We start from the raw sequence: 13734 nt of genomic DNA, 5'->3' as shown, positions 1-13734 counted from the left end.
AATTGAGGCTAACAGTAGGAATTTAACAAATATCTTATCCCACGTTAACGTGTTCCACCTCCTTTCTTAAGGCGAGTTTATTTATCTTTCCTGTGCTAGTCAATGGCATATTATCAATAAACACTATCTTATCAGGTAGCCACCACTTATTTATCCTGCCCTTATTCACTGCATCTCTAAGATATTCTAAAATCTCTTTTTGATCAGTCCTTTGACCTGGCTTCAGTTTCACTACTGCCACAGGTCTTTCTCCCCATTTCTGGTCTGGAAATCCTAATACCGCGACCTGTTCGACAGCGGGGATCTCCGAAATTATGGACTCTAATACACTACTGGGAATCCACTCACCACCGCTCTTTATCACGTCCTTTACCCTATCAACTATCCTTAGACCCCCTTCCTCAGTTATTATCGCTAAATCACCCGTTTTGAACCAACCGTTCTCGTCATAGGCGCTCCGAGTCTCTTCCGGATTATTGTAGTATGAACCTGGTAACCAAGGAGCCCTAACATATAACTCACCCATCTCGTTGTAACTAGCCTCAGTCCCATCTGGTTTAACAACCTTTACCTCAGCAAAGGGGACTGGATGAGTAGTAGTACGTAAATAATCTATATCATCCTTAACTCGGAACTTACCTGGTATAATTGAAATGGATATTGCCAACATATCAGTGCCTCCGTAGATTGTTGAGAACTTTAACCCTGCATCGGATATGGATTTAGCAATGTTATAGGGAATAGTCTGTCCACCTATAAGTGCTTTAACTCCAGGTAACTGTTCTCCTGAAGATAATATCATCTGTATCATAGTGGGGACTGCATTTATCCACGTAACATTTTCCCTTTTGATTAATTGTACTGCTGTCTTTGGGTCAAACTTACCGGTCAAGACGTATTTAGCTCCAAGGTAAGTGGCTATAAATCCAGAGCCCCAAGACCACAAATGATAGAATGGGATAAATGGCATTATGACGTCATGAGAGGAGAGTTTTGCAGGAGAATTGTAAAGACCAAGCTGATGGACTATACTTAGTGCGCCATGAATTACCTTCTCGTGTGTATACATCACAGCCTTTGGCTTACCTGTAGTACCAGAGGTAAACAGAATGGAGTAAGGGTCTCCTCCCTTAACATCATAATTTACCTTTTCCATGGCACCCTTAGAAATGAGGTCTTCATAACTTATTTGACCGTTATTACCATCTAGATAAACAACTTTAGATGAATCAAACACTTTAGATAATGCCTCGAAGTCACGGCTTATGAACAGCCATTCCACGTTGGCGAATTTAATTGTCCAGATTATTTGCTCAGGAGGTAATCTAATGTTAACTGGGTAAATTACACAGCCTAACAGAGCTGAAGCATAGAGTAACTCCACAAATCTGTTGGTGTTCCAGTCTGCAACACCTATGATTGTCCCCTTCTTTATACCAAGATTATGAAGAGAATTAGTAAGTTTCACCACCCTCTCATAAACTTCCTTATATGTATATACCTCGTTCCCATACACGATCTCCACGTTAGGTGTTAGATCTTTAGCTCTTTTCAAGAGTTCAAAAACAGTGAAGTAATTACCCATTGGTCTCAGCCTTCAACTCTACCTTGTCTATCATGAATATTACCTCTCCACTTCTGAGATCCTTAATAGGGTACACTTTTCCCTCCAAGGACCGCATAGCGTAGAGTTTACCAACTGTCCTTAATCTACTGGACCCTAAATTCTCTCCCGCGTGAAGGAGTAGAATAGTTGCAACTGCATTACCTAGGGTATTTAGTAGGTCTTTTGCATAATACTGGGCATCTTCTACCTGCATGTTTAAAATCCCTGAAAGGGACTCATTAATACTCCTTAATGCTAGATCACCAAGATCTCTGTCCTCCTTCAACTGGTTTACTAAATTCTCCATGTCCTTTATGAGTGTCAGATGAGCTTTCTTTTTAACCAACGCCTCAAGCATGTCTAGAGCTTGAATATTACTTGGTCCCTCCCATATGGGTGTAATTAGAGCCTCCCTATGAAGTCGTTCTATGGGAAACTCCCTCAGAAATCCAATACCGCCATGAAGCTCCATAGCCATTTTGGTGACGTAAGCTGACATGTCAGCGGTCATATTCTTGGCTATATGGGTCAATAACCTAGCGTAATTGTAATTTTCATTATAAGGTGGAGTCAACATCCACGACTTCTGAAATTCACTAACTGACTTCAGAGCAAGTGCCATAGTCCCCTCAATATAAACTTCCATATCTAATAGGTCTCTACGTACTAATGGATGTTCAATTAAGGGTTTTCCAAATGCTTTTCTCCTCTGTACATAGTAATAAGCCTCAAGATACGCTTTCCTGGCTAATCCCAGAGCTCCAAATGCATTAGCTATTCTGGACACGGTTAAGGTCTCGACTGTGTAGTATATTCCCTGATTTAACTCTCCTATAGGTTGGGCTTCAGAATCATGAAACTCTACCTCTCCAGTAGGAACACTGATGGTAGCACTTTTTTCCTTTAATCTCCTGATCAAAAAGTTCCTTCTCCCTGAGGAATCAAATTTAGGGACTAAAAAGAGACCTAACCCCTTTGCTCCTGACAGAGCTCCCTTAGGTCTGGCTGTAACTAAAGCGTAATGAGCTAACCCTGCATCACTGGCGAAATATTTGGTGATTCCGTTTAATTTCCAAGTATTTCCCTCCCTATAAGCCTCAACCAGATTAGCGCCTAAGTCACTTCCTCCCTGAACTTCTGTAAACCATGTTGCGCCAAAGAGTATCTTATCGTTCTCACCTATCATTCCGTCTACAAGTGTTCTTTGATAAGCGTCTCCGTACTTGTATAGGGTATAAGCTGTTTGATTTGTTACAGTCAGGATACACGCTATTCCAGGATCTGAGATTAAGTATATTGATGCAAAGTGCTGGAACCAATCCCCTCCCTTATATGGGTAGGAATTAACGTGATACTCTTTTAATAATCTCTCTAAAACTAGCCTTTGCATAGGTGAAATCCAAACCTCATCAACTCTTTGCCCATCTATACTCCACATGACGTGTTTAGGGTGAGCCCCTTTATCTATATAATCTGAAATTTCCAGCAACTCCCCTCCAGCAAATTCACCTAAAGGTGTCAGATCGGGAACCGCTCCTCTAAAGTACTTCAAAAGAAGTTGAAATGGTTTATCAACCGTGAAGTGGTTTTTGCCGTAAGAGTTGGAGAGGTATGAATAAACGTTTTTCCATGAGTCCTCAGACATCATTATACATAATGTACTTTTTGAATATTAAATTTTCCTATATTTGAAATTTATTTTACAAATTCAAGATTGTCTTCAAGTTTCCTTATGTAAAGATAATTAAAATTTTTAATCCTAATTTATCTAGTCCACAAGAAGTGAAAAGTCAGTTATTAGCTGAAGATATTTAATTAGTTAAATATACCTATAAATTAGATCATTATGAAGAAAAACAGACCTCTTCTGAGTGTGTCCATAGGAAACCGAGACTTTGGAAAAGAAAAAAGTGGTGCAACAATCTCGGAATTGACACGAAAAGTATGTGGAACAGAGTGCTATTCTAAATTATTTCCCGCAATGATTATACAACTAAGAAATAAGGACGTGGTAAATACCTTTCGTAATTATATCACAACTTCAACATATATTGGACAATTTCAAGAGGTGAGGTAGAATTAGCATTAAGAATTACGTATTTGCAGGCATTTTAGTAGTTGTGTTGATACTGGTGTCCCTGTTCACTCTACCCCTAGCGATTTTAAACCCTTATTTAGGAGTCTGGGTCACAACAGGAAACACTAAGGAATTAACTTACGTAACCCATATTAAAGGGCTTCAGGGTAACGTTAATATATATGTGGATAGCAATGGTATTGCCCACATTTACGCTGATAACCTTCATGACCTTCTCCTAGCAGAGGGTTATTATGAGGCGAGCCAGCGACTCTTTCAGATGGAGTTTTTCGGTCTACTTGCCATGGGAAACCTGAGCTCATGGGTAGGTAGTAAGGGACTGAGCTCAGACATTGCCATGCATTTGATTGGGATACCTCAGAACGCTAATATGAGCACCAAGTATATAAGGGAAAATTATCCTACCGTTTACTCTTACCTCACAGCCTTCTCTGAAGGTGTAAATGACTACATAAGCTCTCTAAGTTACAGGGATCTACCGCTTGAGTTTAAGTTTTTAGGGGTTCAGCCGTATAACTGGTCACCTATTTACTCATTGGCATTTGGTGAGTACATGGCATGGAGTTTAACGTCTGGGTTTTCAGATGAGCTAGCATCTGCCCTTCTCTACGCATATTTCAACTTCTCAGAGGTCAACGAGATAAATCCCTACTATCCACACTTCATTGATGGTAATCTCACAGTGATGCCCGGTGATGGGACTGTTAACGGTTACAATCTTACAAGTCAGGGGATATCCCCGTCATATCTCTGGTCTTTGGACTGGTATCAATCATGGGCAACAGGCTTAACTAAACAACAACTGATAAGTCTAGTGCCCTTAATGAAATATGCTCTACTTAACATCTCAGACCCTTATGTTGATTTCCCTGCGCCTATTCTAGCAAGCAACTCATGGGTAATTACATCTAACTTCTCATCACAGGGACCTATATTAGCCAATGATCCACATTTACCACTACTTTACCCTTCGGTGTGGATACCTTTACAATTGGTTGGAGGAGGGTTTAATGTTACAGGTTGGGCATTGGTTGGAATCCCTGGAGTACTTATAGGGCACACACCTTACACTGCATGGGGGTTGACAACTCCCGAGGGGAGCTCGTCTAATGCTTATGTTGAAAGGGTTAATGGGACTTACTATTACTTTGACGGTAAATGGTATCCGATGCAGGAGTATAACTACACACTTATGGGAAAGACCTATACCGTTTATTACACTAATAACGGACCATTAGTTGCAAGGGACGGAAATTACGGGATAAGCCTGTATTGGACTGCTATGAAAGAACCGATACTTACTGTTATTGGAATACTTCTGCTAGATAACTCCACTTCCTTTAATGACTTAATAAATGCCGCTAAGTACTGGGTAATACCACCGCAGAACATAGCAATGATAAGTAAAAACCATGCGGGCTACATTGTGGCTGGCTCTTATCCCCTTATAAACGAGACCTTACCCAACGGAAAGACTGTCCTAGTCATTGGTGCAAGAACACCTCTAAATGGAACCACCAGTAAGTTTGAACCAGTAGGTTATGTTCCGTTCAAGTACTTACCCCAAGTGTTTGACCCATCAAGAGGTTATGCCTTCGCTCCAAATCAGCCAACTGCCTGGATAAATTATCCTTATCCATTTATAGGTGGTTATTGGAGTTCTGGAGGAAGGGCAGAGGACATATATCATTATCTTAAATACCAGAAGTCTGTAGACGTGAGCGATATGATGTCATTACAGTCAAATGTGACGGATTATTGGGCTTCTCAACTTACACCACTTTTACTTAAAGCCATAGGTAACGGGAATACGACAATTGAGGCACAAGCAGTACAATACCTCAAATCATGGAACTACACATTCTACCAGGGAGAGGTTGCGCCCACAATATATACGTATATAGTAGCAGAAATGGTAAACATGAGTATGGCTGAGATACTTGACAAGTATGGTCTAGGAATTATAGGTATCTCCGGTATACCTTATGTTGTCCCTGACCTTATCTATATTGCTTTAAATGATCCTACATCCATATGGGTTAACGGTAATTTCAATAACCTTGTTCAAAATGCCTTCGCTAAAGCTATCTCACTACTTCAACAAAAGTTAGGAAGTAATGTAAGTGACTGGACCTGGGGTAAAGTGCACTTTCTTGAGATCTATGATCCATTACAGTTAAGTCAGTTATCCATAGGTCCAATACCCATATTTGGAGATCCTCACACTTTGGCAGTGGGTTCAACCCCATATGTACCAACTGTACCACTACCATATGTTACTGTAGGGTCTTCACTTAGATTTGTCGCATCCATTAACTCCTCTCTATTCTACGGGATATTTCCAGGAGGACCATCAGAGGGAATATTTAATGAGTACAGCCAAAACCAACTACCACTTTGGCTAAGCTTTAGGTATGTGTCATACTCCGGCTATGGTTATACTACTATCGCTAACATAACTTTAGAGGGCGATTGAGATGAAGATTAGATCAATAATTTACATAATTGTATCCATTATATTAGCTTACGTCTTTGAACTATTTGTCCTTTACCCATTTACTGCCATATTAGTTGGTATTCCTTTGGGATTACTGACTAGAAAATACTCAGTTATCGCGGGGTTCCTAGTAGGATTCATAGCCTCACTTTCCCTCTACCTTTTATACCCCCTAGGGAACGTCGTTCAATTGGCAGATAAAGTTGGCGGAATTCTAGGATTAAATGGGGTTATAGTGGTATTACTCTATCCACTGATCTATGGTATAATATCGTTACTAACAGCGTTAATTGTGAATTTGATAATTAAAAAAACCTCTACGTCTAACAAGTAAATGAATCTTTTTTGCACTTAGATCTGAATTTATCTGCAATTGCAAAGCTGTAGTTTTCTGATTACATAAAGAGAATATAGCGTGAGTGACTACACTTTAACGTGACTGAGTGGTCTTAAAAACTTCTTGTTTTTACACACTCCCAAATTTAAGGGAGAGATAATTATTGTCCAATCTTTATGATAGTGGAAGAGGAAGAAGACTTCATAACAAAAATCCGTGATGTAGTCCTTCAAGGTTCATATACTGACTTAAAGAACTGGTCTGATAGAGTAGAGAGCTTATTCCTCAGTTTTTGAAATAGCTCATATGCCTCGTAACCTATCCAATTTGGCGGTAGTAAGTCTTTTGGCAAGTTGGGATCAATGTGTAAAAATTTCCTGTATTCATGAACTAATTTAATTCTGGTTATGAATGCCTCGTTTGGTTTCAAAGAAGATATGTTCTCCATAACCTTGTTCCATTGATTTACAAACTCCTTGTATTTTTCCTCAACCTCTTTTAGGTCCCAACACTTCCTTACCATCTCAAGGGGATTTCCAACAAAGTCCGAAATAAAGAAGAATATGTCAACATTGGTTCTATTATCTTTTAATTCATTAATGAATTTGGTTAGGCTTTCCTCAACTGGGTTTGGTGATATCCATGTCGATTGAGCCAAGTATCCAAAGCCTAACCACTTTAAGGTTTTTCTCATCTCATCTCTGACACTCCTATTTGACTCAGGTATATTGTAAACTACTATTCTCCATTTTCCGTCCCACTCTCCGTTCCTCCTCTCGTAGACTCGCTTCATACCTTCCTGTAACCTATATAACCCAGCTTCAGATAAACTACACCTCCTCCTATCAATCATGTCCACCAGTCCCTTTTGTCTTAAACGGAATAGACCTGCCCTTATTGCCCCCTCTGTGAAACCGAACTCTCTCATTATCTTTATCAAACTCCTTACAGTTATGCTATTTCCGTAGTTTATAATGTAGTCCCCATAAATCGTGAAGAACAACGTTTGAAACTTCATGTTACCCACTTAATGTAACAGAAATTAATTTAGATATCTCTCCTTCAAATGTCATACTTTTTATATTTGATTTAGAAAAACGATATAATGAACAATCTAATGTGAAATCATGTGTGAATATATATACGTTAGAAATATTTGAAACCTTCATAATATCACATTCTTCACAAAGATAAGTAAAAATTTAAATTTTTAGGCATAATAATCAGTAATAACATATGAATATACATCTCCTAGTGGTTGGACAATGATACTTAAGATTTAACTTCACCGGTTCTGAACTTATAACGTTGAATCTTTCCTGTAGCTGTCTTAGGTAATTCATTAACGAACCTAATCTGTTTTGGTATTTTATACGAGGGAAGTTTGCCTTTCAAATACTCCTTTATTACCTCCTCTAATTTTTCATTAGCCTCATATCCCTGCTTAGGTATAACAAAAGCAACCACTTTAGTCAATCCCACCTCATCCCTTATTCCCACAACTGCTGCTTCGAGTACTGCTTCATGGGTAAGTATAATTGACTCCACCTCAATTGGGGAAATCCACATACCCCCTGCTTTGATCATGTCATCAGACCTCCCAACATAGTATAAGTATCCATTATCGTCAAAGTAAAATTTGTCTCCACATCTAAACCAATAACCTTGCATGTTCTTTCTGGTGTCCTCATACTTGTGTAAATAATACATGGCTACACTGTCACCTTTTACATATAAGTCACCTATTTCCCCAGCTTTAACCTCGTTACCATTTTCGTCAACTATTTTAACCTCATAGCCAGGGACTACTTTTCCGGTGCAATTAGGTCTAGATTCTCCAGGAAAGTTTGATATGTATATATGGAGAGCTTCTGTTGAACCTATTCCGTCTAGAATCTCAACACCATACCTCTTCTTCCACTCTTCATAAATTTTTCCAGGTAATGGCTCTCCCGCTGATGCACAAAGCCTTATTGAGCTTAAATCATATTTTTTCCACTCCTCTACGTTAAGTAAAGAGTTGTAAATTGTTGGAACCGCGAAGAATATTGTGGGTCTATATGTCTGAATATAATCAAGGACTCTCTTTGGTTCTACTCTTTCAGGCATTAAGACCACTGATGCACCATTTCCGAAGGCGAAGTACGAGGAGTTTCCTAGCCCGTATGCGAAGAAGAGCTTTGACGCACTAAAAAGCCTATCGTTTTCACTAATTTTCAGAACGTTCTTCACGTACGTGTTCAAAACAACTATTATGTCCTTATGGAGGTGGACAGCACACTTGGGATGCCCTGTACTCCCTGAAGTGTATAGTCCAAATGCAGGTTCGTCTGGGGACGTCTTTGCTGGATCTAAGGCAGTGGATTCGTGGGGGACTATATCCTCATACAACATAACCTTAGCTGGGTGAGGGGAAATATGTAACTGCTCCCTATGCCCTCCTGGCAATATCACAACATACTTCAACTCCTCTGCTTTACCGATTAATTTACTAGCTAACCTGTCCCAAATTTCAGGCTCTACGACTAGGACTTTAGCCTTACTGTCCTCCAAGTAGAATATGTGATCCTCAGGTATTGTAAATGTATTAACTGGAATTGGGAAGGCTCCTATTTTCATTGCGCCATAAAATACTGATATGAAGTATGGCGAGTCATAAGAAATCATGAGGAGTCTCTGTTCTCTATCTAAGAACTTTTTCAGTGCATTACCTGCTCTATTTATTTCATCTATCAACCTCCCATAGGTCCATATCTCGTCTTTGTAGTATATAGCAGGTCTCTCTAACTCGTTACTCCATCTAGAGAAAATAGCCTCTGTTACATTTAAAATTTCCCCATACTTACTGCTCATGCTATTTCCTAAATATATTTTTTATAAATCAGTATTTAAGCATTTTATTCTAAAATTGTTATACGTAAAATTGTCGTACATATCAGACTACTGTTACAATGACAGCAATCAGGAGGAGGAGTTTTGAAAATTAATATATGGGTTCACAGATTATCGTAGAAGAGGAATTTTTTATCTGAATAATCAACACAGGAACTATTGGTCTGTGAGGAGATCATTAACTCCTTTCTTCAAACGTTATGGAGTAATATCGCTGGTGAGATGGTTTATATAAACCTAATTGGATTTCCTAAACTTGCCACTCTTATGACAAGTTTTACCTTAAAGTTGTCAATCAATAACAAAGTTTATATTAAACTTGTCAATATATTAACAATGTGTCGCTCATATCACGAATGGTCTTTCAAAACCCTTGGTGGAGTGATAAGAGCAAAATTTATGAGGACGAAACAGTGAGAAAGGTAGCTAATTCCCCTTATAGAATACCTCCCGTCCGAGGGAACATTCTGTTACTGGGTCCCAGACAGGTAGGCAAGACGACCTTTCTGAAGAATACGATAATGGAGGTTCTAGAGAGCGAGGCTAATCCTAAAAAAGCCCTTTTCTTCTCATGTGATTCTCTGAGGGACATGGAAGACCTAATAGAGCTAATACATGAGTACAGGAATTTAATTAATCCCAACAATGGTTACATCTTCCTTGACGAGATAACCTTTGTAAAGGACTGGAATGTTGGGCTTCTACACTTATTTAATGCTGGATACTTTAGAGACTCAATCGTTTACGTTACTGGATCTACGTCAATGTACTTAATGAAGGAGACACTACCAGGAAGACCACTAAAGAAATTAGTCTTTTACCCACTTAACTTTAGGACTTATTTCAACATATTCTTCCGAAATAAGATTAGCGTAGACAGGATAAACCTGTTCAACCTTAAGGAGAGTTATGAGAAGGCTAAAGACTTGTTACCATACTTACAGGAGTTAAATACTGCGTTATTAAGATACGTTGAAAGAGGAGGCTTCTTAGCCACAAACTTAATCGATAACCCATTAGAGTTATATAGTGTCTATAAAGATGCGACATTAAGCGATTTAGCGAAATTAGGCAGGGATGAGAGAATATTTATTGATGTTATAGGGGAGATAGTTGACTCTCTTGGTAGCAGAATCTCCGAAAACACAATAGCAAAAAAGACCTCAATAGGTTCACACAATACGGTTAAGAGCTACCTTGAGCTGGGTGAAAATTTATTCACTTTCAGAGTGTTCAGGAAAATTGAGAACGGACATTTTAACAATAAATCCTTCAAGAAGGTTTACTTCATTGACCCCTTTATATACAGGGTTATGAAAATGTATACCAAAGGAATCGGTGATATCAGTAGGGATGAGATACCCAGAGTCGTTGAGGGAATAGTAGGTGAACATTTGGCTAGAGAATACGGAGGTGAAGTTGGATATACTTTCATAAAGAGCGGTAAGGAAGTTGACTTTGTGGTAAGAAATCTGGGAGTGGAGGTGAAGTATGGGAGTGCAAACTATAACGACTTAAGGTTAAATGAGGGGTATATATTAAGTCTCGATGATATGGGGATGAGGGACAACAAGGTAATAATGCCCATATCCATCTTTTTATACCTGATATCTTCAGAAAGAGTGTTTTACGAGATGTTTTAAACTTCCGATAGTGATGAACGTTAGAGAGCTTCAACAAAAAGAGGAAAGAGAACAGTTAAAGACTTGGTTAGCCATAAAACCGGACTCCTCAATTAACTTAAAATACATAGACATTTGTTGTCTCTCAAGTGTGAAATGAAGTTGTTTTGGAAGCTAAGGTTTGCACAATGTGAAAATAACTTTAACTATTTGCCCCTGAACACTGGCTTCCTCTTCTCAAAGAATGCCCTTGCACCCTCCTTGGCATCTTCTGAGGCTAACGCCTGATTCTGCATTTCTCTTTCTAGTGCAAAAGCAGTGTACAGAGGTATATCTAAACCTTCATTAACAGCTAACTTTGCAAATCCCACTGCCTTAGCAGGACCACTAGCGACCTTCCTTGCAAAATCCATGGTTTCTGTGTACAACTTCTCTGGTTCCACGAGTCTCTCAACAAGTCCCAACTCATAGGCTTCCTTTGGAGTAAGAGTCTTGCCTGTAGTCATAAGATATATCGCCTTAGACCTACCTATTATCCTAGCTAAAAATTGTGTTCCTCCTTCCCCTGGGATAAGAGCAAGGTTAGAGACCTCTGGCATACCTAATTTAATGTTATCGTCATCTGCAATGAACCTTATATCACAAGCCATTGCTAGTTCCAATCCACCACCCATACAATGCCCATTAATGGAAGCTATGATAAGCTTCCTTGTGGACATCATTCTAAGCATAACTTCCTTGCTGTACTGACTGGAGAGACCAATGTACTCAGGGGATTTGTCTTTTATCTCGTTTATGTCAAACCCAGCAGAGAAAAATCTAGGAGTATTACTCATTATTACTATCACCTTTACATCGTCATCGAACCTGGACTCCACGATTATGTTATCAAGTTCTCTGAGCATTTCCAGGTTATGGGCATTTGCTGGAGGTCTATTTAGCTTCACTATACCTACTCCGTCTTCCACTTCTATCCTGAAGAACTTTGGTGATAACTCTGACAGACCCATGATAGATGACTGTAATTCCTTATTTATATACTTTATGTTATGTTTAATGCGCGTAAAATAAACGTATAGAAATTGTTCATAAGTCTCAAAAATTACGAGATTTTCGCTAAAAACGTAACACGTATAGAAAGCGTTATATACGCTAAATGTGAAAATTATAACATGGTAACAAAATGGGAGTATAAGAAACCAAAGAGGGTTATCAACTGGGGCGACTTCACAGGTATTAGGAAGTTTGAGTCAGTTTACGAACTCCCACAGGAGGCTGTGGAGGTTCTATTAAAATTGCTGAGTGTCCAAGGGGATACAGAATTTGCCTCAATTGAACAACATCTATATTGGCTATTTCACGCCCCTAGTCTCACTGAAAGGGTTACTATAGCCAGAATTATGGCAGATGAAATGAGACACGGATGGCAGGTCATACAAGTGCTCAAGGAATTTGGCGAACCAGGAAAAAGAATTGCAGAGGAACTCCTAGCCACTAGGATGGGTAAGCACAGGTTAGACGCTTTTAACATGCCTTTCAACTTATGGGAGGACACAATAGCCTTCACGTTCTTAATTGACAGGGTCGGTCTTTACCAATTAATGGCTTTTGAAGATTCAAGTTTTGGTCCCCTCTCAAGGATAATACCAACAATGTTAATGGAAGAGGAGTTTCACATAAACTTTGGCTACACTGGAATAAAGAGGCTTGTAGAGAGCGGAAAGAGGGACATAGCCCAAAAGTTAATTAATAAATGGTACCCCAGAGGCTTAGACATGTTTGGGCACTCCAGGTCTAGAACTATTGAGTTAGCTTACAAATACGGCTTAAAGAAGTGGAGTAATGACGAGATGAGAAAGATGTACATGAAGGACGTAGAGGAACTAATATCGCCACTTGGTTTAGAATTACCTGATTCCTACAAGAACAGGAGAGTTCTTTAGGGACAAATAATGACAATTAAAACTCCCAGTGAGATAAAAGATGAAGGGCTGAAGAAAGAACTCTTAGATCTAATCTTTGTCATTGCTGATTCTAAACTAGCTGTTGTCGAGCAATCATCTCCATGGCTAGTGAACTCCCCCACTGTGGACTCCAGACTATTTACTGCTAGGTTTGTCGCAGATGAGCTGAACCACGCATGGCAGATGTCCCGTATGATTGAGGACTTTGGTGAGAAGGATAAGGTTAAAGAGCTACAAGAACTGAGACTGGGATTACATAGGTTAGAGCCCTTTAATTTGCCCTTATTTACATGGGAGGACGCCGTGGCATTTATTTTCGTAATCGACAATTACAACGTAATTATGATGAATTCACTTATGGATTGTGAATACGAACCATTAAGTAAGTTGGCTAAAAGTATAGTAAAGGATGATGAGTACCACATCATGTTTAGCGAGAACGAGATAATCAGACTTTCGAGAGAGAACAGAAATAAGATACAGGGAGCATTAAACTTCTGGTTACCTAGACTAAATGACATCTATGAACAGATGAGGAAACTTAAACTGGATAAGCTATTCTCTTATGGAGTAAAGAACTGGCTTACAGAGGAGAGCGAAAGCAGATTAGCAAGTAAATTAAATGAAAAACTAGTGAAAATCGGCTTAGATTCTGTTGCTCTGAAAAAATATACACACAATTAAAATTGAAAAAATTAGAGTGAGGAAAAACAACTTC

At 39.1% G+C, this 13734-nt stretch carries 11 protein-coding genes; 6 read left to right on the top strand and 5 right to left on the bottom strand.

All coding sequences use genetic code 11. The annotated features are described in order from the left end of the window. Positions 1 to 34: 34 nt before the first annotated feature. Positions 35 to 1585 (bottom strand): AMP-dependent synthetase, encoded by a 1551-nt coding sequence (locus SUSAZ_08450; GenBank protein AHC51965.1) that lies wholly within the window; start codon positions 1583 to 1585, stop codon positions 35 to 37. Beyond that, entirely contained in the window at positions 1578 to 3251 is a 1674-nt protein-coding gene (locus SUSAZ_08445; protein AHC51964.1) for an acyl-CoA dehydrogenase, read from the bottom strand. Before SUSAZ_08445 ends, SUSAZ_08450 begins: the two co-directional genes overlap by 8 nt. A 201-nt stretch (positions 3252 to 3452) precedes the next feature. Between SUSAZ_08445 and SUSAZ_08440 the strand changes: the two genes are divergently transcribed. From SUSAZ_08440 to SUSAZ_08430, 3 genes are read left to right on the top strand one after another with little or no spacing between them, the layout of a single operon-like run. Continuing rightward, positions 3453 to 3683 carry a hypothetical protein gene (locus tag SUSAZ_08440; protein AHC52566.1) on the top strand — a complete coding sequence of 77 codons (231 nt, stop codon included), beginning with the start codon at positions 3453 to 3455 and terminating at the stop codon, positions 3681 to 3683. A gap of 43 nt (positions 3684 to 3726) precedes the next feature. After that, a complete protein-coding gene (locus SUSAZ_08435; GenBank protein ID AHC51963.1) occupies positions 3727 to 6180 on the top strand; it encodes a penicillin acylase in 2454 nt (817 codons plus the stop codon). A 1-nt stretch (position 6181) separates the two neighbouring features. Further along, positions 6182 to 6535 (top strand): hypothetical protein, encoded by a 354-nt coding sequence (locus tag SUSAZ_08430; GenBank protein AHC51962.1) that lies wholly within the window; start codon positions 6182 to 6184, stop codon positions 6533 to 6535. Between the two features lie 232 nt (positions 6536 to 6767). Here SUSAZ_08430 and SUSAZ_08425 read toward each other — a convergent pair whose 3' ends face one another. Both SUSAZ_08425 and SUSAZ_08420 read right to left on the bottom strand, forming a co-directional pair. Continuing rightward, positions 6768 to 7556: a repressor gene (locus tag SUSAZ_08425; protein AHC51961.1), complete on the bottom strand. Its 789-nt coding sequence runs from the start codon at positions 7554 to 7556 to the stop codon at positions 6768 to 6770. Between the two features lie 254 nt (positions 7557 to 7810). Next, positions 7811 to 9391, bottom strand: coding sequence for a 4-hydroxybenzoate--CoA ligase (locus SUSAZ_08420; protein AHC51960.1), 1581 nt, complete (start codon positions 9389 to 9391; stop codon positions 7811 to 7813). Between the two features lie 377 nt (positions 9392 to 9768). Here SUSAZ_08420 and SUSAZ_08415 point away from each other — a divergent pair, with 377 nt between their 5' ends. After that, entirely contained in the window at positions 9769 to 11073 is a 1305-nt protein-coding gene (locus SUSAZ_08415; GenBank protein AHC51959.1) for an ATPase AAA, read from the top strand. 185 nt (positions 11074 to 11258) lie between these two features. On the opposite strand, the gene SUSAZ_08410 is transcribed toward SUSAZ_08415, so the two are convergent. Then, positions 11259 to 12062 (bottom strand): enoyl-CoA hydratase, encoded by an 804-nt coding sequence (locus SUSAZ_08410; protein ID AHC51958.1) that lies wholly within the window; start codon positions 12060 to 12062, stop codon positions 11259 to 11261. A gap of 162 nt (positions 12063 to 12224) precedes the next feature. Between SUSAZ_08410 and SUSAZ_08405 the strand changes: the two genes are divergently transcribed. Both SUSAZ_08405 and SUSAZ_08400 read left to right on the top strand, forming a co-directional pair. Further along, positions 12225 to 12995 carry a ring oxydation complex/ phenylacetic acid degradation gene (locus SUSAZ_08405; protein ID AHC51957.1) on the top strand — a complete coding sequence of 257 codons (771 nt, stop codon included), beginning with the start codon at positions 12225 to 12227 and terminating at the stop codon, positions 12993 to 12995. A gap of 9 nt (positions 12996 to 13004) precedes the next feature. Beyond that, the gene (locus SUSAZ_08400) at positions 13005 to 13700 is read left to right on the top strand and encodes a ring oxydation complex/ phenylacetic acid degradation (GenBank protein AHC51956.1); all 696 of its coding nucleotides are present in this window, start codon (positions 13005 to 13007) and stop codon (positions 13698 to 13700) included. Positions 13701 to 13734 lie beyond the last annotated feature (34 nt).

It is taken from the genome of Sulfolobus acidocaldarius SUSAZ, assembly GCA_000508305.1.
Taxonomy (GTDB): domain Archaea; phylum Thermoproteota; class Thermoprotei_A; order Sulfolobales; family Sulfolobaceae; genus Sulfolobus; species Sulfolobus acidocaldarius_A.
Note: the sequence above shows the minus strand (reverse complement) of the source record. Positions and strands in the feature narration are given on the sequence as shown.